Source organism: Arthrobacter sp. P1_D4, from assembly GCF_056406115.1.
This window is the reverse complement of the sequence record NZ_JBFUAU010000024.1, coordinates 19,981-41,611: the sequence shown is the minus strand read 5'-3', so window position 1 is coordinate 41,611 and position 21,631 is coordinate 19,981. Positions and strand designations below refer to the sequence as shown.

The 21,631-nt window shown below is 68.3% G+C and carries 12 protein-coding genes; 4 read left to right on the top strand and 8 right to left on the bottom strand.

Going from position 1 to position 21,631, the window contains the following annotated elements; genetic code table 11:
- Positions 1-37 precede the first annotated feature (37 nt).
- Together AC1D0A_RS19910 and AC1D0A_RS19905 are read right to left on the bottom strand one after the other, a co-directional pair.
- Complete coding sequence (locus tag AC1D0A_RS19910) at positions 38-3,034, bottom strand: UPF0182 family membrane protein (protein ID WP_243181171.1); 2,997 nt, start codon at positions 3,032-3,034, stop codon at positions 38-40.
- Between the two features lie 214 nt (positions 3,035-3,248).
- Positions 3,249-4,397 (bottom strand): YlbL family protein, encoded by a 1,149-nt coding sequence (locus tag AC1D0A_RS19905; RefSeq protein WP_243181170.1) that lies wholly within the window; start codon positions 4,395-4,397, stop codon positions 3,249-3,251.
- 257 nt (positions 4,398-4,654) lie between these two features.
- On the opposite strand from AC1D0A_RS19905, the gene AC1D0A_RS19900 reads away from it, so the two are divergent.
- Complete coding sequence (locus AC1D0A_RS19900) at positions 4,655-6,178, top strand: zinc-dependent metalloprotease (protein ID WP_476946615.1); 1,524 nt, start codon at positions 4,655-4,657, stop codon at positions 6,176-6,178.
- A 7-nt stretch (positions 6,179-6,185) separates the two neighbouring features.
- Here AC1D0A_RS19900 and AC1D0A_RS19895 read toward each other — a convergent pair whose 3' ends face one another.
- The 3 genes from AC1D0A_RS19895 to nudC all read right to left on the bottom strand — a co-directional run bounded on the left by AC1D0A_RS19895 (position 6,186) and on the right by nudC (position 10,208).
- Positions 6,186-6,818: a M48 metallopeptidase family protein gene (locus AC1D0A_RS19895; protein ID WP_243181168.1), complete on the bottom strand. Its 633-nt coding sequence runs from the start codon at positions 6,816-6,818 to the stop codon at positions 6,186-6,188.
- Between the two features lie 14 nt (positions 6,819-6,832).
- The gene (locus AC1D0A_RS19890) at positions 6,833-8,935 is read right to left on the bottom strand and encodes an ATP-dependent DNA helicase UvrD2 (RefSeq protein WP_223913982.1); all 2,103 of its coding nucleotides are present in this window, start codon (positions 8,933-8,935) and stop codon (positions 6,833-6,835) included.
- Between the two features lie 181 nt (positions 8,936-9,116).
- Complete coding sequence (gene nudC / locus AC1D0A_RS19885; protein ID WP_243181167.1) at positions 9,117-10,208, bottom strand: NAD(+) diphosphatase; 1,092 nt, start codon at positions 10,206-10,208, stop codon at positions 9,117-9,119.
- Between the two features lie 187 nt (positions 10,209-10,395).
- Between nudC and AC1D0A_RS19880 the strand changes: the two genes are divergently transcribed.
- Positions 10,396-12,033 (top strand): macrolide 2'-phosphotransferase, encoded by a 1,638-nt coding sequence (locus tag AC1D0A_RS19880; protein ID WP_476943547.1) that lies wholly within the window; start codon positions 10,396-10,398, stop codon positions 12,031-12,033.
- 76 nt (positions 12,034-12,109) lie between these two features.
- Here AC1D0A_RS19880 and AC1D0A_RS19875 read toward each other — a convergent pair whose 3' ends face one another.
- The 3 genes from AC1D0A_RS19875 to AC1D0A_RS19865 are packed head-to-tail and all read right to left on the bottom strand — an operon-like array spanning position 12,110 to position 19,475.
- Entirely contained in the window at positions 12,110-15,682 is a 3,573-nt protein-coding gene (locus AC1D0A_RS19875) for an ATP-dependent helicase (protein WP_476943548.1), read from the bottom strand.
- The gene (locus AC1D0A_RS19870) at positions 15,679-19,032 is read right to left on the bottom strand and encodes an ATP-dependent helicase (protein WP_476943557.1); all 3,354 of its coding nucleotides are present in this window, start codon (positions 19,030-19,032) and stop codon (positions 15,679-15,681) included. The genes AC1D0A_RS19875 and AC1D0A_RS19870 overlap by 4 nt, the downstream gene beginning before the upstream one ends.
- Positions 19,033-19,058: 26 nt before the next feature.
- Positions 19,059-19,475: an MGMT family protein gene (locus AC1D0A_RS19865; RefSeq protein ID WP_028277185.1), complete on the bottom strand. Its 417-nt coding sequence runs from the start codon at positions 19,473-19,475 to the stop codon at positions 19,059-19,061.
- Positions 19,476-19,572: 97 nt separating this feature from the next.
- Between AC1D0A_RS19865 and AC1D0A_RS19860 the strand changes: the two genes are divergently transcribed.
- Together AC1D0A_RS19860 and AC1D0A_RS19855 are read left to right on the top strand one after the other, a co-directional pair.
- Positions 19,573-20,283, top strand: coding sequence for a 3'-5' exonuclease (locus tag AC1D0A_RS19860; protein ID WP_028277186.1), 711 nt, complete (start codon positions 19,573-19,575; stop codon positions 20,281-20,283).
- A 409-nt stretch (positions 20,284-20,692) separates the two neighbouring features.
- Positions 20,693-21,628: an ABC transporter substrate-binding protein gene (locus AC1D0A_RS19855; protein WP_028277187.1), complete on the top strand. Its 936-nt coding sequence runs from the start codon at positions 20,693-20,695 to the stop codon at positions 21,626-21,628.
- Positions 21,629-21,631 lie beyond the last annotated feature (3 nt).

The window sequence follows — 21,631 nt, the reverse complement described above, 5'->3', positions numbered from 1 at the left end:
ACCCCGGCCTGTCGCACCGTTCACAGCCTGCGCAGCGTTAGCCGCCCGCCGTCGCCGACGGAGAGGGCGACGGCGTGGCGGTGCCCGCCGGCGCCGCAGGTGTTTCCAGCTTCGCTTCGGCCTCGAGCGCCTTCTGCAAGGCAGCGTTCAGCTTCTTTTGCTGCTCTCCATAGGTCGCGAAGTCGCCCTTCGCGAGGGCGTCCTGGCCGGCCTTGATCGCCGCATTGGCCTCGTCCAGCGCGGCCTTCAGGTCTGCCTTCGCATCGGTAGTCCCAGGCGGCGGAGTGGCCCCACCTGGCGTGGCGGGCGTGGCCGGTGTTTGTCCCTTGTTCGCCGAGTCACCTGCTGCGGCACCGGAATTTCCGCCGAAGAGCTGGTTCAAGGCCTCGTCCAGCGTGGGCGCGAACCCGATCTTGTCGCCGAACGCCACCAGGACCCGCTGCAGCGTCGGGTAGGAGGTCTCCCCCGTGGAGCGAAGATAGACGGGCTGGACGTACGCCATGCCGCCACCGACCGGCAGGGTCAGGAGGTTGCCGTTGAGCACCGCCGACGCACCCTGGCGCAACAGGTTAAGGGCCTGCGAAACGGTGGGGTCGGAGTTGAATTTGTTCTGCGCCTGGCCAGGTCCGGGGACCTGGGTCTCCGGCGGGATCTGCAAGAGCCTCAGCTGGCCGTAGCTGTCCGCTTTGACGCCCTTCTGGTTGCCGGCGTCGGAGTCCGCGGCCAGGAAGCCGTAGAGCACGTTGCGGGCGTTGCCGTTGACCACCTGCGGGATGAACGACGAGGTCAGCTGGAACGCCGGCTTGTCCTGGTCGGGCATCTTCAGCGACATGTAGTAAGGCGGCTGTTTGACTTCGTCCTTGACGGTGGGGTCGTTGGGAACGGACCAGGCGTCAATGTTGGTGTAGAAGCTGTCCGGGTTGGTCACGTGGTAGCGGCCCAGAAGCTCGCGCTGGACCTTGAACAGGTCCTCCGGGTAGCGCACGTGGCTCATGAGCGCACCGGACATCTCCGAATACGGCTTCACCGACGTCGGGAAGATCTTCTGCCAGGCCTTCAGGACCGGATCCTGGTCGTCCCAGGCGTACAGCGTCACGGAACCGTCATAGGCGTCCACGGTGGCCTTGACTGAGTTGCGGATGTAGTTCACCGAGCTGTTGGGCAGGGCTACTGTCCGGTTCGCGGCGGTCTGTGAGTCGGCCGTGGCGGCCGAGAGCTGCTCCTGCTGGGAGTACGGGAAGTACGGGCTGGTGGTGTACCCGTCCACGATCCATTTCACCCTGCCGTCGACGACGGCGGGGTACGGATTGCCGTCAACAGTCAGGTAGGGCGCCACCTTTTCGACGCGGTCCCGCGGGTTGCGGTCGTAGAGGATCTGGGACTCGGCGTTCACGCCGTCGGAAAGCAGCAGGTCCGAGGACTGGAACTTGATCGCGTAAAGGATCTTGTTGAAGAAGCTGCCCACATTCGGGCCGCCGTTCCCGGTGAAGGTGTACTGCGTCTCGCCGTCGCCTTCCTTGGCCGCGGGCCGGTCCTGCTCACGGTGCGGTGCACCATCCGGGGCGCCTACGATCGAGTAGTCGGGCGAGTCCTGGCCGAAGTAGACGCGGGGCTGATAGGTCGAATCGTTGCCGAGCGCGCCGGTGGACGGGATGCCCGCCTGCAGGAAGTCCGGCTTGCCGTCCACGGTGAACTTGTTGCCCTTGGCGGCGACGACGCCGTAGCCGTGGGTGTAGACCACGTGCCGGTTCAGCCAGGACTGCTGGTTCGTGGCGAGCCCGTCCGGGTTAAGTTCGCGGACGGCGATGACCGTGTCCTGGATCTTGCCGTCGATCTCGTAGCGGTCCACGTTCAGGGCGCTGGGGAACTGGTAGTAGGGCCGGTACTGTTCGAGCTGCGAGAACGCATCCGAGATCAGGTTCGGGTCCAGCAGCCGGATGTTGGCGGTGGTCTGCGCATCGGGGGCCAGCGCGCCGGTGGTGGCGTTGGTGGTGGCGTTGTACCGCTTTTCCTGGACCTTATCCAGGCCGTAGGCCGCACGGGTCATCGCGATGTTCCGCTTGATGTATTCGTTCTCCAGCGTCTGCTCCGAGGGCCGGACCTGGAACTGCTGGATGACCCACGGGTAGACGCCGCCGGCCAGGATGGCCGTGATGATGAGCATGGCGGTGCCGATCACCGGCAGCCGCCATTTGCCGATGACCGCGGCGACGATGAACAGCACGGCGACGATGGCAGCGGCCACGGCGAGGATGGCCTTGGTCGGAATGACGGCGTTCACGTCCGTGTACAGCGCACCGGCCCAGCGCCCGCCGTTGTTCTGCACCGTGGAGTAGCGGTCCAGCCAAAAGTTGAGGCCCATCAGCACCAGGAAGGCGGCGCCCGTGACAGCCAGGTGGATCTGCGCGGCGCGGCTGGTGAAGATCCCGCGTTCCATGATCCGGATGCTGCCGTAGAGGTAGTGGGTGAGGATGCCGGCAAGGCCAGCGATCACCGTGACGCTGATGAGGAACCCGGTGACGAAGCCGAGGAAGGGAAGAGTCATGAGGTAGAAGCTGATGTCGAGCCCGAACTGCGGATCGTTCTGGCCGAATGGCTCCTGGTTCAGGAACAGGAGGACTTTCTGCCACTGGCTGGCCGCGGCGCTGCCGGCGAACAGGCCAAAGAGGATGGGAAGCCCCACCATCACGACGCGGCGGATCGGTTCGAGCTGCGCCTGGTAGCGGTTGAGGTTGTCCCGGATTTCCGAATCGGGGGCGTACACCGGCCGCGCATGGTAGGCAATCCTGATGGCGAAGAAGACGGCCAGGAACATGACAGCGAAACCTGTCAGGAAGATCACGATCCTGGCCAGGTTCTCGGTCAGGAACACTTCGAAGTAGCCGAGCTGCTGGTACCAGAGGACATCCGTCCAGACATTGGCGAAGAAGATGAATCCGACCACGATCAGGGCCACGATGATCAGCGTCGGCGTCAGGGCGCCGCGTCGTGTCTGGGGTCTTCCGGGCGGGACAGTGCTGGCGGGACGGGACAAACTCGGTACCTCATAGCTGGTCGTCTACTGCTGGTTTTTAGTTATCAGTCGCTGCTGTGGCTCAGTCTGGCGACCAAGTGCCGGTGTTGCAGGTTGATGCATTCTAACGGCCGTCACCGCCGTTCCGTCAGGGCCCTGCAGCAGGGTCCCGGCGGGACGGCGCGGCCGTCAATTAGTGCCACGATTGGGGCCGGCGCTTAGTTCCGCGGCCAGTCTAGTTGTTGGTGCAGACCGGCAGGCCCGATGTGTCGCCGCCTGACGCCGCCAGTTCAACTGCCTTGCGGGCCTCGGTGAGGTTCTCGACCCGGACCACCTGCAGGCCGTCGGGGATGTGGCCCAGGACGTCTTCGCAGTTGGCCGCAGGGGCCAGGAACAGCGTGGCCCCGCCGGACCGCGCCCCCTGCATCTTCTGGGCGATCCCGCCGATGGGTCCTACGGCACCGTCCGGGGTGATGGTTCCGGTTCCGGCGATGTGCCTGCCGCCGGTCAGGTCCCCGGGAGTGACGGTGTCAATGATGCCAAGCGCGAACATCATGCCCGCACTGGGGCCACCGACCTTGTCGAGCGAGATGGTGACATCAAACGGGAAGGTGAACTTGTACTGCAGCAAGACACCGAGGATGTAGCGGCCCGCACTGTTTTTGGCCGGCGTGATGGTGACTGGCACCCGGGCGCCGGCGCGTTCCACGATGACCTTGGCGGGCTTGCCGTTGCCGGCGGCCAGTTCCGCCTGGACCACGCCGAGCGCAGTGATGGGCTTGTCATTGATGGAGACAAGTTCGTCCCCTGCCTGCAGCAGTCCCTTCGAGGCGGAGTCGTCCGGGAGCCCGGCCACCTGCATTTTCTGCCCGAACGGAATCTTCAGTTCCTTCAGTGCCGAGGCGATGGCGTTCTCCTGGGAGGTGGTCATCGCGGTGGCGCTCTCCTGCTGGGACTGTTCCTTGGTGACGCCGGTGGGGAACAGCAGTTCCTGGGGGTAGACGGCCTTGGTCCCGTTCAGCCATGCCGAGAACGCCTCGAAGACGCTGACCGAACCGTTGGGACCGCCGTCGACATAGACAGTGGTCAGGTCCAGGCTGCCCTTGGCGGGAAACGACTCATGGCCGCTGACGCTGATCACCGGTTTGCCGTTATCCTGGCCGATGGTGTTGAAGGTGGGGCCGGGAGACTCGATCACGTAGGGCACGGGAAGACTCACCGCGGTGATGCCCAGCGCGGCGGCAAGCAGCCCCGAGACAAGCATGGCTGAAGACCGGTTGTTGCGCGGGCGCCGCACGCCGGCGCCAGCCAGTCGCGCCCTCCTGCCCCGGGCAGGGCCGGCCGCTGGGTCGCTGGCGGGCTGCTCACCGTGGGTGATTGTCATTGAACGACCTCTCCGTGCCGGCACGAGGGGCTGCGGCCCTGCCAGGACAAGCCCGAGAGGCCACCGCGACCACGCACCAGGGCCGCAGCCTAACCCGAGGCTGCCGCGTGCAAATATTCCAACTTCCAAGCCTACGCGCTTGGGACCCCGGACGGCTCTTTGCCTACAGCGAACGTGGCGCGGTTTCGGCAGACAGCCACTCTTGCACAGGGGTACCGTGAAGTTGAGAAGCAGCCACACCGACGATCGGCGGGATCATGACCTCCAACCCACTCAATCCGTCCAATGGCGACGAGGAACCCAAGGATCCCTTGGCCGAAATGCTCAAAAACCTGATGGGCGGGCAGGGCATGGGCAATATCGACCCCGCCGAGCTCGCCAAGGCGGCAGGCCTCCCGGACGATCCAAACCTCCTGGCCCAGATGTTCTCCCAGGTGCAGGCGATGATGAGCGCCCCCTCGGAGGGGCCCGTCAATTGGCAGCTGGCACATGACAACGCCCGGCGCGTCGCCGCCAGCGGATCCGACCCCTCGGTCACGGCGCATCAGTCGCGGGAGGTCGACGAGGCCCTTCGGCTGGCCGAACTGTGGCTCGACCAGGTCACCGGGCTTCCGGCCACGGGACTGATCGGCCGGGCGTGGTCCCGCGCCGAATGGGTCGAGGAAACCCTTGGGACGTGGAAGCGGCTGACCGAGCCCGTGGCCAACAGCATTGCCAATGCGCTCTCGGCCGCCATGACCGAGCAGATGCCCGAGGAAATGAAGTCCATGATGGGCGGCGCCTCCTCGATGATCCAGAACATGGGCGGGGCGATCTTCGGCATGCAGCTCGGCCAGGCGATCGGCGCGCTCTCGGCCGAAGTGGTCAGCTCGACGGACATTGGCGTGCCCCTCGCAGACCTTGAAATGGCGCTTCTGCCGGCCAACGTGGAGAAATTCGGTGAGGGCCTCAGCCTGCCGGAGAACGACATCCGCCTGTTCCTGGCCGTGCGCGAGGCGGCACACGCCCGCCTCTTCGTCCAGGTCCCCTGGCTGCGCGGGCACCTGCTCGGCGCTATCGAGGCCTACGCCCGCGGCATCCACATCGACACGTCCAAGATCGAAGAACTGGCACGCGAGATCGATCCCAGCAACCCCGAGGGCATCCAGGAGGCGCTCTCGCAGGGTGTCTTCATGCCGCAGCGGACTCCCGCCCAGGAGCAGGCCCTCGAAAAGCTGGAGACCGCGCTGGCCCTGGTGGAGGGCTGGGTGGACGAACTCACCTGGGGTGCGACCGAGAAGATGTTGCCGTCCGCCGCCGCACTGCGCGAAACCGTCCGGCGGCGCCGGGCCACCGGGGGCCCCGCGGAGCACGCGTTCTCCTCCCTCGTGGGACTCGAACTGCGGCCGCGCCGGCTCCGCGAGGCTGCCACACTGTGGGCCTTGCTCAAGGAAGAGCGTGGGGTCGACGGCCGCGACGCCGTTTGGCAGCATCCCGACCTGCTTCCCACAGCAGAGGACCTGGAAGACCCGCAAGGCTTCAGCGAACGCCGCAAACTCGCCGAAGCCAGCGACAGCGAAGTGGATGACGCCCTGCAGAAGCTGCTCAGCGGAGGGTTCGACGCGCCGGCCGGCGCCGACGCCACGGACACCGAGGGCACTCCGGGTTCAGAGGGCACTCCGGATTCAGAGGGCACCGCGGATTCAGAGGGCACGGACGAACCGGCGGCCAAGGACGACGACCGTCAGGACGGCGGACCGGACGACGGCGGACCGGACGACGGCGGCACGCCCAAGGCCTAGCCGAACGCTAGTCGGCCCCGGCCGGGATTTCGGTTCCGTCCGGGGCTTCGTCGTATCCGCCGTCGGGCGCCAGGCCGCGTGAGGTCGCGAACGAGACCCCTTCCAGGAAGGCCTTGGCGCGCTCAGTCTCCGGGTACGCCGTCAGCAACCGCCAGAAGGCGGCATCGTGGCCGGCCACTAGGAGGTGGGCCAGTTCGTGAAGCAGCACGTAGTCGATCACCCACTGCGGCATGGGCTGCAGCTTCGCCGAGAGCCGGATGGTGCCTTCGGACGGCGTCGCGGAACCCCAGCGCGAATTCTGGTTGGTGACCCAGCGGACCGAGGAGGGCACCGCCCTGCCGCCCAGGTACTTCGCCGACAGATCCGCGGCGTGGGCGGCAAGGTCGGCATCGCTGCGGGGGCGGCGCCGGCCGGAACCCCGCGCCGCCCGGTCCCCTTGGCGCCGGAGTTTTTCCAGCATGCGATGGACCCACTCCCGTTCCTGCGCCCTGCTGAAGGACGCGGGGATGGCGACGACGGCGGTGCCGTCCTCCCAGAACGCGGCGACCGTGCGGCGTCGGCGCGCAGAGCGGCGGACCACGACCGGGGCGCCGTCGGCGGTGGTCAGCGGAATGGCAGCCGGAACTGAACCGGGCGTCACTGAACTCCCCGGCTTCACTGAACCGTGCTTTCGGCCAGGACTGTCAGAACGGCCTCGCCGTACTTCTCCAGTTTGGATGGACCCACGCCGGCGAGTTTGGCCAACTGCTCCAGCGACTCGGGGCGTGCCTCGGCGATGGCGGTCAGGGTGGCATCGGTGAACACGACGAATGCCGGGACGTCCGCCTCAAGGGCCACGTCCTTCCGCCACTGCCTGAGCGCGTCGAACGTCTGTTCCTCGTAACTGGGCGGGCACTGGTTGCAGCGGCCCACCTTGCGCTCCGCGCCGCTGGAGAGCATGCTGCCGCAGACCCTGCACGACGCCGGAACGGCCGCCTTCCGGCGCGGCGCCGGGCCCTTGCCCCGCAGGTGGGAGCTGGCCACCGAGTCGGGGCGCAGGCCGTCCAGGAAGCGCGAGGGCTTGCGGTTGGCGCGTCCGCCGGGTGTCCGGGCAGTGGACCAGGACAGGGACAGGTGTTCGCGGGCGCGGGTGATCCCGACGTACAGGAGCCGGCGTTCCTCGTCCACCGCTTCCGGAGTGTCCGCGAACGAGATCGGCACGAGGCCCTCACTCAGCCCGACCAGGAACACGGCGTCCCATTCCAGGCCCTTGGCGGCGTGCAGCGATGCCAGGGTAACGCCCTGCACGGTCGGTGCGTGCTGGGCCAGGGACCGTTCCTGGAGCTCGTTGACAAAGTCCGGGAGCGAGAACTGCGGGCCCCTGCTGATCACGAGTTCGTCGGCCAGCGCCACGAGGGCGGCCAGCGATTCCCAGCGCTCCCGGAGAGCGCCGCCGCTGTGCGGCGCCGCGTCCGTGTAGCCCAGGGAGGCGACGATGTCCCGGACCAGCTGCCCGAGCGGCTCGGGCGTGGCGGTTTCAGCCACCGCCCGGGTCGCGGCCCGGAGCTGCAGGATGGCGTCCCGGACCTCCTTCCGCGCGAAGAACCGCTCACCGCCGCGCAGCTGGTAGCCGATCCCCGCCGAGGCCAGCGCCTGTTCGTAGGCTTCGGACTGCCCGTTGGTGCGGAAGAGCACGGCGACCTGGCTCGCCGGAGTTCCGGCATCGAGGAGCTCGCGGATCCGCGCGGCGACAGTGGCGGCCTCCGCCTCGTCATCCGAGCATTCGGTGAACCGCGGCACCGGGCCCGCCGGCCGCTGCGCCACGAGCTGCAAAGGTGTGGCCCAGGCGGCGTCCGCCACCGGTCCGCCGCTGCGCCGGCCGGCGAGGAGGTCGTTGGCGAGCCTGACTACCTGGGGAGTGGACCGGTAGTCCCGGATCAGCTTAACGACGTGGGCCTCGGGATACATCGCTTTGAACCCGAGCAGGTGCTTCGGGGAGGCGCCGGTGAAGGAGTAGATGGTCTGGCTGGCGTCGCCCACGACGCAGAGCTCGTCGCGTCCGCCGAGCCACAGCTCCAGGAGCCGCTGCTGCAGCGGCGAGACGTCCTGGTACTCGTCGACGACGAAGTGCCGGTACTGTTCCCGGACGGTCGCTGCCACCTTTGGGTCCTCCTGCAGGATCCCCACGGTGATCAGCAGCACGTCCTCGAAGTCGATGACGTTGCGGTCGGTCTTGACGTCCTCATAGGACTGGAAGACCCGTGCCACGGCCGTCAGGTCGAAGCCGCCCGGATTGCCACGGCCCTGGGCGTTCTCCAGATAGTTCGCCGGGGTCAGCATGGATACCTTGGCCCACTCGATTTCGGAGGCGAGGTCCCGGATGGAGGCGCGGTCCGTGCTGAGCCGGAGCCGCCGCGCGGCCTCGGCAATCATTTGCGCCTTGTGGTCCAGCAGGTTGGGCAAGGTGCCGCCGACCGCCTGCGGCCAGAAGAACTGCAACTGGCGCAGCGCCGCGGCGTGGAAGGTACGGGCCTGAACGTTGCCGACGCCGAGGTCACGGAGCCGGCTGCGCATCTCGGCGGCAGCCCGGGCCGTGAAGGTGACAGCGAGGAGCCGTTGCGGGCTGTACACCCCTGAGTGCACGCCGTAGGCGATCCGGTGCGTGATGGCGCGGGTCTTGCCGGTCCCGGCACCGGCCAGGACACACATGGGCCCCTGGAGGGTGCTGGCGACCTCGCGCTGCTCGGCGTCGAGGCCGCCGAGGATCCGTTCCTCCAGCGAACGGCTGTCAGGTTCGGGGGCATCGCCAGGCGGGGCATCGCCCGACGTCGTGCCGCCCGACGGTTCCCCGCCGGGGATGGTGCTGAAGTTCAATTTCTCTGTGGTCACTTTTGCTGCTCAGTCGGTAGTCGGTGTCCTGCGGACAGGGGCAGGCGGTGTCAGCCTGTATACGGCAGTGTCAGGCGCTGTCCGCGGCGTCCTGAATGACGCCGCCGTACCAGTGTTCAATAAGGGACCGGGCGATGGAGAGCCTGCTGGAAATGACAATCTCGCCGCTGAGGACGGCGTCCTGCAGTTCGCTCCGGCTGAACCACCGTGCCCTGGTGACCTCGACGCCGTCGGGCCGGGCTTCGGTGTCCGGCGTGGTGGCCGTGAAGCCGAGCATCAGGGAGGCGGGAAACGGCCAGGACTGCGATCCAAGGTACTGGGACGCGGTGACGCGGACCCCGACTTCCTCGCCGATTTCGCGCTGCACGGCCTGTTCGAGGGACTCCCCCGGTTCGACGAAGCCGGCGAGGGTCGAATAGTTCCGGGCGTCGAGCGGTCCGCCTCCGCCCAACAGCAGCCTCCCGTCGGGGCCCACCACGGTGACGATGATGGCCGGATCCGTCCGGGGGAAGTGCTCGGAGTTATCGGCCGGGCAGCGCCGGACCCAGCCACCGGCTTCCGGCTGCGTGGGAGTGCCACAGCGCGGGCAGTGCGTGTGGGTGGAGTGCCAGTTGGCGATGGCGCTGGCTTCGATGAACAACGCCGTGTCCGTGGCGTTCAGGCGTGCCGCGACTTCGCGGAAACCCACCCACTGCGCATCGCTGGGAACGCCGGCCACGTGAGCCTCAAATTCCTCGGCCTGCACTTCGAACTGAAGCGGGAGGACAAAGAGGACAAGCTCAGTGCCGGCGTCGAGGTCCGAACCGGCCAGGGCGGAACCGAGGTAAATCACGTGTTCGGGAGCGTACGGGGTGTCGGCCAGGTGCCCGGAGAGCTCGGCCGCGTTGAGGAGCACGAGGCTGTTGCCGCTGACGAGGGCCTGCCGGCCGGAGAGCACCACGGCCTGCGCCGCGCCTGAACCGACCAGCTCCGCGAGCATTCCGGGTTTCGCCCGCGCCGCGGATCCGCGGTCGATTAGGGCCGGGCGCACGGGAAGGACCGTCTCCATGAGGTGGTTTGCCGGCAGGAGATGCACCGGCGGGGCCGCACCGTCGGGTGCCGGGGATTCGGAGGGTGTTTGCTGTGATGCCGATGAAGATGCCGCTGACTCCGCAAGACTCATACACCCACCGTACTGACTCGGGCAGACAATTGACATTTGCCGACCATGCCGCCGGGCGCTCCACAGCGTGTGCGGAACAGGCCGCTTGCCCCGGATTCAGCGCCTATTTCCCTCCGATTTGTCCCCGATCTCAAGACTCGCCGCAGTGCATCGCCGACTTGGGCGCCGCTCAATCTACCGTGGAAGGGTGAGAAGGAAACCAATCGAACTGGCAGCTGTAGCAACGGCGGCGGTACCCGGCCTGACCCCGACCGCCGTCAGCTCTGCGCCCGACGATCCGGCGGACTTCGACGCGGCCCTCCTGCTGGACTCTGAGGGCAAGCGTTGGCGCGTCCGCTCCCCCCGGCATGCCGAAGCGAGCGCCCGGCTGGAAACCGAATTCCTGGTACTGCGGGCCTTCGCTCCCGGCATCCGGGCCGAGCTCCCGTTCCTCATGCCCACCGTGGCGGGAACGGTCCGGCAAGGCCAGCTCAGCACGTTTGTCTATTCGCACCTGGCCGGCGCCACCCGCTCCCTGGACGAGCTCAGCAACGGCTCTCCCGCGCTGGCCCGCGAAATCGGGGCGGCCCTGGCAGCGATCCATGACCTCCCGCGGTCAATCGTGAGCAACGCCGATCTGCCCAGCTATACGCCCAACGAATTCCGCCAGCGGCGCCTTAACGAACTGGACCAGGCGGCCACGACCGGAAAAATCCCGCCGCTGCTGCTGCGGCGCTGGGAACACGCCATGGAAGACGTCTCGCTCTGGCGCTTCAATCCCTGCGTCGTTCACGGCGACCTCCACGAGGACAACCTGCTGGTCGAGGGTGAGCGTGTGACCGCAGTGACGGGCTGGACCGACTTGCGCATCGGTGACCCGGCGGACGACATGGCCTGGCTGGTCGCCTCCAACGAACAGGACTTTGTGAACGCGGTCCTGGATCACTACACCTCCAGCCGGCGCGACGCGCCCGATGCGCACCTGTTGCGGCGGGCCGCGCTCTCTGCCGAATTCGCCCTGGCGCAGTATCTGGTCAAGGGCATGGCCGCCGGCAACCAGGAAATGGTCGACGAGGCGGAATCCATGCTCGCCACACTGGCGGAGGACGTGGCGGAACACGGCGGCCAGCCGATCAGCGTGGAACCGCTGCCGCAGCCGGTCGCGGCCCCCGACCCCGGCACAGAACAAGCCATTGCCGACGCCGGTGCTCATGTCGATGCGCCGACGGTCCCGGCCGCGCCGGCCCCTGCGGCCAACGGGACGGCGCCCGCCGTCAGCAAGGTCACGCTGCTGCCTATGGAGCCGGTCCCGGGCAGCGCTTCGGCTGATGGTGCCACTGCCGGCATCAGTGCCATGCCCGCTGTGCACGTCACGCCTATCCCCCGCGAAACGGGCGCCGACGAACCGGCGGCTGTCCCCCAGCCCGTCGCAGAAACAGCCACAGCCGCTGAGGCAGGCGACCCGGCAAGCGCCGAGCCGGGCGCCGGTAAGGCCGCAGGTGCGCCCGCCGACATCACCGCAATCCCCGGTGCCGCCAAGTCCTCCACGTCCTCCGAGTCCTCCAGCGCTGATGCCGCGCTGGACGGCGCCCCGCAGGCGGCGGCCCCCGACACGGACGCCGGGAAGGTCAGTGAGGCCGGTGACAGTGACGCCGGGGCAGCGGTTCCCGCCGGTAACGACACGTCGACGCAATCGATCGCCGTCGTCCAGCCCGGCTCTGTCGTACATCCCGAGACCGCTGTGCAGCGCGACTCCCCTGTACAGCCCGAGACCGCTGCGGAGCCCGGATCCGGTGACAACACGTCAACCGCCGCGATCACGGTGGTCGACTCCGCGTCCCGCTAGCGCCGGCTGCCGGCCGGTTCAGGTGTACTGCCCCGCCGGCTCGTTCGGCGGGCTTTCTCCGGCCGGATGACATCCGCTAGGCGCCGCTGTGCGTCGCCGTCCTCCCCAGCGCCGCCGCCACGATTTCCTCAAGCTTTTCCGCTGATCCGAGGTCATGGGGGCGGACCACCTGGTTGTCGGCCACGTAGTAGAAAGCGGCCCGGACGTCCTCCAACGGGACCCCCTTGAGCCGGGCCCAGGCCAGCCGGTAGACGGCGAGCTGGACTGCCTTGACCTTCAATTGGGCCGCCGAGGGGCGGCGGCCGGTCTTCCAGTCCACAAGATCCCAGCGGCCGTCGGCGTCGCGGAACACGGCGTCGATCCTGCCCCGGACCACGACGTCGCCGATCCGTGTCTCGACCGGGACCTCGACGTGGGCGGGGGCGCGGTGGGCCCACTCGGACTGACGGAAAGTTTCCACCATGGAATCCAGGCCGTAGGCCTCGTCGATGTGGTCGTCGGCGCCGGCGGCCTCACCCAGGTCCAGCATCCCGGCGGCGCCGAAGTATTCCTCCACCCAGGCGTGGAAGGCCGTGCCCTTGCGGGCCGACATCCCCGGTTCGCGCGGTATCGGCCGGCGCAGCCGGGCCACAACGGAGCCTGGGTCATCTTCCAGGTCCACGAGAGTCGACGCCGAGATGTGCCCGGGCAGATGCACATCCTGTACCACCGAACGCCGGGACCGGCGTTCCAGCAAAGTGGCCGCCTCCTGCGCCCACCCGGCGGCAGGACCGCGCAGGACGGGACGTTTTCCGGCCTCCGCGCCATCCGGGCCGGCGTCCATTGCCCGCAGGACGCGGGCCGCTGCGGATTCCATGGCCGCCCGCCGGCCCGGGACAAGCCGCAGCCGTTTTCCCGTCCGGGGGTCATGCGGGCCCTCCAGCGGATCATAGGGCCAGGCGGCGACTTCGAGTTCAGAGGTCAGGGGGCTTTCGGCCGGCAGCGCGTCCTCGGTGACGGACAGCGGATGGATTTCGGCCGAGCCGTCGGCGGTGAGGCCCTCGAGCCCGGCAAGGAAGGGAGACATCTCCGCCAAACCTGCCCGGGACCCCACCCACGCCGCACTCGATAGCCAGAGCACGTGTTTGGCACGGGTGTACGCCACGTAGGCCAGGCGCCGTTCCTCGGCCTCGCCGTGCGCCTGGACGGCAGACTTGAACTCCTTCTCGGCGTCGAGCCAGCCTTTTTGGTCCGGCTGGACCAGGTCCCATTGGGGCAAATCGGTGCGATCGCCGCGCAACGGCCACGGCAGTGCCGCACTGCCGCTGCTCCACCGCGAGTCACGGCTGCTGGGGAACGCCCCGGAATTGAGCCCGGGAACGAACACGACGTCCCATTCCAGCCCCTTGGAGGCATGCACGGTCAGCAGCTGGACGGCCTCGTGGTTCACCTCCGGCGCTGCGGCATCCAGACCGTTTTCCTCGGCCGCCGCGGCTTCCAGCCATGCAAGGAACGCCAGGACGTCGACCCGCTGCGAGGTGTGCAGGAACCCGGCCGCCGCGTCCTGGAAGGCGTCCAGATTGCGGCGGGCCTGATGGATACTGATCCCCGGCCGCGCCGCAACTTCGATGTCCAGGAGCATCGCCCGTTCGACCTCGCCGAGCAAAGTGGTGAGGTCGTCCCCCATGTAGCTGCGCAACTGCCGGAGCTCGTCCGAGAGCCGCTGCAGACGGTCCCGGGCCTCCTGGCTCAGTCTGCGTCCGTGCGCCGAGGTCCAGCCGTCGCGGGGCAGCCAGTCCAGGGCCTCGACCAGGCTGGCGGCGTCCGTGATGTCGCCTTCAATCACTGCGTCGTCAGTATCGTCTACGGCACCCCCGGCGTCTCCGGCACCCTGTCCGGCGTCGCCGGCGTCCAGGCCGCCGGGGTGGCCCCGACGGCGGGCCAGGAAACTTGACCAGTCCCGCAGGGCCATCAGGTCCGCCGGGCCGATCCGCCACCGCGCGCCGGCCAGCAGGCGCATGAGGGAGTCCGAGCGGCCCGGGTCGGCCAAAACCCGGAGCGTAGCGACAAGATCGATGATTTCCGGCGTGTCCAACAGCCCGCCGAGCCCAACGATTTCATAGGGAATGCCCCGGACTTCGAACTCGCGGCGAATGCATTCCATCTGTGCCCGGCGCCGGCACAGGACAGCCATGGCCGGCGGAACCGGGTCGGCGGAGTGCGCGGCGTCGAAGTCCGTTACGCGAAATTTCAGCACATCGCCGGCGATCGCCGCAGCCTCGGCTTCGTCCGTGGCGAACCGTCCCATCACCACTCTGCCGTCCACCGCGGCCGGGCTGGGCTGCAGTGGCGGGACCTCGACGGCGTCGGCGCTTTCCCGGGCCCCGGCGGCCCCGAGGTTCGCCGCCGCCTTGCTCAGCGGCGCCGAAATGAGGTTGGCCGTGGCCAGGATGTTGCGTCCGTTGCGCCACGCTGTAGTCAAGTAGGAGGTGGGCGCCACGGCAAAGCGCCGGGCCTGCCCGCTGCCCCGGCCCCGCGAGCTGCCATTGGCGGTGTCGGTGCCTTCGCCGCTGACGAGGATCGGGAATTCGCGGACGAAATGGAAGAGTTGCCCGGCGGACGCTCCCCGGAATCCGTAGATGGACTGGTTCGGGTCCCCCACCGCGGTAACCGCATGGCCGTCGCCGAAGAGCCGGGAGAACAGCACCAACTGGGCGTGCGAGGTGTCCTGGAACTCATCGAGCAGCACCACCTTGTAACGCTGGCGCTCCGTTTGGGCGGCGACCGGAATCTCACTGGCCACCCGCGCCGCCAGGGCCACCAGGTCACCGAAGTCCAGGGCGCCGCGGGCGCGCTTCGCCTCGGAATAGCGGCCCACCATGTCCGCGACGCTGGCCCGCGTGCGAAGCATCGCGCTGAGCTCGCCCGCAGCCTGGGTGGGGTTCTTCTTGGCTTCTGCGACATACGGGAGCGACTCGAACTCGGCGACCCGCTCCAAGAGCCAGCCACGGACCTGGGTCGGGTCCTGCAAATGCTCGGAGCACTCTCCCGCCAGCTGGATCACGGCCTTGACGAGCGTCGATTTGGCGGACCGGAAGTGTTCGTAGTCCCCGTCAAAGGCTTCCACCACCTCGCTGGCGAGCTGGAACGACTGGGCGCCGCCGAGCAGCACGACGTCGCGTTCGACACCGAGGCGGAGACCGTAGTCGGACACAATGCCGCTCGCATACGAGTGGTAGGTGGAGACCTTGGGTTCAAGCGCATCCGCGCTCAGCAGCCCGGCAGGGAAGAGCGTGTTCCCGGTGTCGGCCGCCGCGATGCGCGCCAGGGCGGCCAGCTTGGCCCGGATCCGCGAGGCGAGTTCACCGGCGGCCTTGCGGGTGAAGGTGACGCCGAGGACTTCCTCCGGCCGGACCCAGCCGTTGGCGACGAGCCACACCACCCGGTCCGCCATGGTTGCGGTCTTCCCCGACCCCGCCCCGGCGATCACGAGCCGCGGCGTGAGGGGCGAGGAAATGATCAGGGACTGTTCGGCCGTGGGGCTGTTCCCCTCCCCCAGCAGTGCCGACAGCTCTTCCGGGCTGAACCGTGGCTCGGGAAGGGGCGCGGGAAGGGGAGCCGGTGCCGGATGCGGGTCGGTCGGGCCGCTTGCCGGCGCCTCGGGGCTCATTCAGTAACCTGCTTTCCCCGCACGCACAGCGGGCACACTTCAGGGAGCCGGCAGCCGTGGCCGCCGTGGCCTCCCTTGGACGGATCGTGGCGGGCCTGGAAAACGCTCCCGGACATTACGCGGGCGGCGTCGCCGACCATCTCCAGTGCCCAGTTGTCCTGCGGATCCAGCGGTGCCTGGGCCTGGATGCCGGGGCTCTTGGTGGTGGTGCCCAGCTGGGCCAGGACGGCGCCGCCCGGCAGCGGCGGCGGACCGTCGTCGGGACCCGCGAAGCCGCCGGCCAGCACGGCGGCCTGATAGGCGCCCAGCTGCGGGTGCCGGTCCAGATCCGCTTTGCCGGGCTGGCGTTTTCCGGTCTTGAGGTCGATGATCACCAGCCTGCCCTCGGCGTCGATCTCGAGCCGGTCGACCTGACCCCTGAGCACGGCGGGCCGCGCCGGACCGGTGCTTCCGCCGTCGCCGGGATCGGATCCGGCCTGTGTGGAAGCGGCCTCCGCCGGAACGTCCGGCAGCTTCACCTCAAAGTCCTGTTCGACGCCGATCAGGCTCCGGCCCTCGCTGCGCATCACGAGGACATACTGGGCGAGCTTGCGGACCATGGACTCGGCTCGCTGGAAGTCCAGTTTGCCTTCCCAGTTGTCCTTCATCCCCAGCGTGGGCCAGCGCCGGACGAGTTCGGCGACATATTCGCTTCCCGAGGCGTCCGGGAGGTCCTGCGCAATGGCGTGGACCAGCGTTCCGAGGCTGCGGGCAAAATCGGTTGCGGCTTCACCGCCGGCGGCTTGGACAAACCAGTCCAGCGGAGATTTCTGCACGGTTTCGACCTTCGAGGGCGACACGAACACGGTACCGCCCGGCGGAACCACCGCCTCCTCCGAGGACAACTCCACCAGCCCCCACCAGCTCGCGGGGTGCGCGCCCGGAACCGGCGGCTGGGCCGTGGCCAGGCCCCCCAGCACGGCAGCGGCTTCCGCCGATTCGGCCGCCCTCGGGTCGAGCTGGGCGTACTGCCGCAGTTCCGCGACCAGCGCCCGGAGGGTCAGCGGACGCTCGACCGGGGTAAAGCCCCGGCGGTCCTGCCCGGGCCGCAACGGCGCCACATAGTCCAGGAACGAGGACGGCTGCTCGTCCTCCGAGGACACCGCCGTGCAGATCAGCACCTCCCGGGCGCGGGACACTGCCGTGGAAAAGCTCCGGAGCTCGTCATAGCGTATTTCGCGCAGCCGGCTCTGCGGATCCAGTCGCAGGGCATACTCCACGCCGTGCTCGACGGCGTCGGCGAACAACGTGCTGCCGAGCAGCTCGCCGCGCAACCGGGTGTTGGGCCACACGCCTTCCTGAAGTCCGGGCACAATTACCACCGGCCATTCGCGGCCGGCCGCGCTGGCAGGGGTCATGAGCTCCACCGCGTCTTCCAGCTGCGCCCGGGCGGCCAGGGTATCCATGGGAAGTTCCTGGCTGAGCAGGTATTCAAGGAACTGCTCCGGGCCGGAACCGGGCAGCTGGTCCACAAAGCGTTCCGCGGTATGGAACAGCGCCATCATGGCATCAAGGTCACGGTCGGCCCGGGCACCGGCTGATCCTCCGGCGAGGGCGGCGTCGGTCCAGCGCGAGGCCAGGCCGGTGGAATGCCAGAGCGCCCAGAGTACCGTCTCGGCGTTGCCTCCGGGGGCACCGGCGGCGTCCCGGCCCGCTGCGATCATCCGGGCAATCCGGCGGGCCGAGTGACCCTCGATGCCCAGCGTTGCGAGCGCTCCCGGCTCCAGCAGGGCTTCGACCAGGAGCGCGTCGCTGGTGCGTCCGCCGCCGCCCAGGAGTTCCTCCCGGCGCAGCGACTGCCGCAGCCTCCGCAGTTCAATCGCGGTGGCGCCGCCTATCCGGGACGTCAGCAAGGACACCGCTGACTCGGGTGTGAGCACGGCAGGGTCCAGGGCCACCGCATAGGCATCGAGCAGCGGACGGACCGCGACCTCGTCCCGGACTGCGGATTCGGCGACGGGGATCCGGACCGGGATCCCCTGGCCGGCCAGGTACCGCTGCAACTGGCTGAGCTGGCCGCCGTTGCGCACGATCACGGCGATGTCCCCGAGTTCCCGGGCGTCGTTCAGCTGGGCTTCGAGGATCCGCTGGGCCACATACCGCAGCTCGTGGACCGGGGACGGCAACAGGTGGGCCTCGACCGTCCCCGCGCGGGCGCCGGCGGCTCTGTCCGGTGTCGGGACTGGTCGCCCGTCCGGCGCCGGCACTGGTCCGGGCTGTTCAAGCCGGCGGGCGGACTGCCCTCCGGACCTGCGGGAGATGCGCCCGGCCACTGACAGCCATGCCTCTGCCACGGCCGGGTCCTGCCGATGCGCCGTCCACAGGGGTCGTTCCAGGATCGTCCCGTCAGGGGCCAGGAGGCCGGGAAGCTCCGCCACGAGATCGGGGCGTGCCCCGCGGAAGCCCTGAACCACGGTGTCCGGCGAGGCGGTGATGATGGCATCCTTGCCGGCGGCGATGTCGGCGAGCAATTCGAAGACCGCCGGGTTCGCCTCCTGGATGTCATCCACGAGAATCAGCTGCAGGCGGTCGCGTTCGGCGGCGAGGAAATCGGGTGAGTCCTGGAAGATCTGGCGCGCGGCAGTGATGATGCCGGCGGGGTCGAAGGCCTCGGGCATGCGGAGGTCCAGGACATCACGGTACTCGGAGTACAGGGCGGCCGCCGGAATCCAGTCCGGCCGGTTGCACTGCCTGGCCAAGGCTACAAGGTCCTCGGCGGTCCGCCCGGATTCGATGATCCGGTCAAAGAGCTGGCGCACTTCCTGCCGGAAACCGCGGGTCTGCAGGGCGGCGCCCAGGTCCTCGGGCCAGGGCAGCTCGAGGCCGGGCAGCGCATGGCCCTCCAGCAGTTCCTTGATGATCAGGTCCTGTTCCGGGCCGGAGAGCAGCTTCGGTTGGCGCGGAAGCGGCAGGAGGCCTTCGGCCTTGGCACGGCGGATCAGATCGAAGGCATATGACGCCCAGGTCCGTGCCGGCGTCGTGCTCAGGCTCCGGTCCAGGCGGGCCGTGAACCGGTCGCGGAGCGTATCCGCGGCGAGCCGCCCGGGAGCCAGGATGAGCATCCGCTCCGGATCCAGGCCATCGCGCAGGGTGCGGCGGACGGCAGCCTCGACAAGGACCGTCGACTTGCCGGTGCCGGGCGCGCCGGGCACCAGGACGGGGCCGGAGCCGGGCGGGACCTCGACGGCGGCGAGCTGGTCCGGTGACAGCACCGGCACCGCGCTGTGCTGGGTCCGGGGCGGCAACAGGCGCAGCCCCGCTCCCGTTGCGCGCCCCGCCCCGGGAAGGGGACGGGACCCGGACCGCTGCAGGCTTGGTTCGAGGTGGCTGGGGGTACTCACACAGTCATTTCATCATCGGGTACCGACAATTTATGCGACTCCCGCTCGAGCCGCTCCGCGATGGCATCGATCCGGTCGAAATCGGCGTCGGTGGGCGCCCACCGGCCGGAGGCCAGGTCAACACGCCAGCGCCCCTCGCCGGTCCGGCGGAAGTCCTCGTAGCGGCCCAGCAGCGGCGTCCCCTCCTGCAGATAAAGGCCCAATGCCTCGTGCTCCAGGCCGGGCGGGGCGTCCCCGCTGGATTTCAGGACGCGCCACCAGGGCACGCTGCTGCCATAGTGGCTCATGACCGATCCGACCTGGCGCGGGCCGCCGGCGCCGAGGAGTTCCGCAACGTCGCCATAGGCCACCGCCGTGCCGGCCGGGATCAACGCCACGAGCTCCAGAACCGCCTCCACATACTCCGTCCGCATCGGTCCAGCCTAGCCGTTCCGGACTCCGGAACCGTGCCCGGGCGGCACACGGGCACGGCGGTCAGGAACTGTCAGTGGCAGCAGTTACGGTTGAAGCATGAGCACTTGGAACACCCTCCCCCGCGCAGCCTTCGACCTCGAAACGACCGGGCGGAACTCCCGCGCGGCGCGGATTGTCACAGCATCCATCACCGTGGTGGACTCCGACGGCGGGATCGTCCAAGAACACGAGTGGCTCGCCGACCCCGGCGTTGAGATTCCCACCGAGGCCAGCGACATCCACGGCGTCACCACCGAGAAGGCCCGCAGCGAAGGCCGCCCCGCCGCGGAAGTGACGCGGGAGGTCGCAGCCGTGCTTCAGGAGCTCTTCGACACGGGTGTTCCGGTCATCGCCTTCAACGCCAGCTACGACTTCACGGTGCTCGCCGCCGAGTCGGCCCGCTACGGCGTCCCGCAGTTGAGCCGCTTCCCCGTGCTGGATCCGTACGTCATGAACAAACAGGTGGACCGGTACCGCAAGGGCAAGCGCACGCTCACCGCCTTGTGCGAGGAGTACGGCGTCAATCTGGACAACGCGCACACCTCGGCTGCCGATGCCCTGGCAACCCTTCGGATGCTCGATGCCATGGCCGGAAAATTCCCCAAGCTCAGGATGCCGGCGGGCAACCTGCACCAGCTCCAGGTCGAATGGGCCTCTGCCCAGGCCGCGGACTTCCAAAGCTACCTGCGCAAGACGAAGCCGGCCGCCGTGATCGAAGGCGACTGGCCCGTCCTGCCTCCCGAGGATGCCAGCCGGGGCGACTTCTAGGATTTCGGAACGGCGGGATTCCGGACGCCTGGGCGCCGGCGCGGGAACACTTCTTAAAACGAAACGTTCGCCGGCGGAACGGCTTAACTAGTCCGCCGCTGCGCGCAAATCCATTGATTGCGACGGAGGTCACACCGCCCGGGGCTTCCACTTGCCGCCTGCTCCGGCGCCGATGATTCCGCGCTACCCCGCCAGCACTATCAGGATCGCCGCCGATCACACATGAACCTGAAGATAGTTCGCAGAACGCACACGTCAGCTCTGATCTGTTCGGATTGAATGGGCGTCCACGTCGGATGACACAATTATCTTTCGCGGCGTGTCTGCTCCACCCGGCGCCCAAGCCAGCGGCCGGGGGCCCGATGAGCCTCCCGCGACCCACTGAATTTCAGACGAAAGTGATTGCGTGATGAAAAGCAAAGCCTTGAAGTGGCTGACCACCGTTCCCGTGGCCATCGCCGTGGCGGTTTCCCTTGCAGCCTGCGGCGGCGGTTCGGCCCAGTCAACGGCGTCACCGACGGATGCCCTCCAGGGCAGCGACCAGAAGTCCTTGGACAAGTACACCACCAAGGACGTCACTCCCCTGGACAAGATTGACAAGTCCAAGCTCGGCCTGATCAGCGAGGGAACCCTGACTGTGGGCACCCTTTCGGACGCCCCGCCGAACATCTACATCGATAAGTCGGGCAAGTTCACCGGCTACGACAACGAGCTCCTGCGCGCCATTGCGGACAAGCTGGGCCTCAAGGTGGAGTTCAAGGCGACCGGCTTCGCCTCGCTGCTCGCCCAGGTCCAGAATAAGCAGTTCGACCTCGGGTCCTCCTCGATCTCCACCACCGACGCGCGCCGTAAGACCGTCGGCTTCACGAACGGTTACGACTTCGGCTACATGGCCGTCGTCGCCAAGAAGGACTCCAACATCAAGGGGTTCAAGGACCTGACCAAGGACACCCGCATCGCCGTGGTCCAGGGCACGGTGCAGGATGACTACGTCACCAACACCCTCCAGATCGAACCCGTCCGCTTCGAGGACTACAACACCGCCTACGCCAACTTGAAGAACGGTCAGGTTGACGCCTGGGTCGCTCCGTCCCAGCAGGCCACCGGCCAGGTCAAGGAAGGCGACGGCACGGTCATTGCCGAGTCGGTTGTGAACACCCAGAACTTCACCGCGTACGCCGTGAACAAGGAAAACCAGCCGCTCATTGACGCGCTGAACTCCGGCCTCGACGCCGTGATTGCTGACGGCACCTGGTCCAAGTTGACCAAGGAATGGTACCCGGACCGCGAGACCCCGGCCACGTGGTCCCCGGGCTCCAAGGCCGTCACCGTTCCGAAGTCCTAGTCC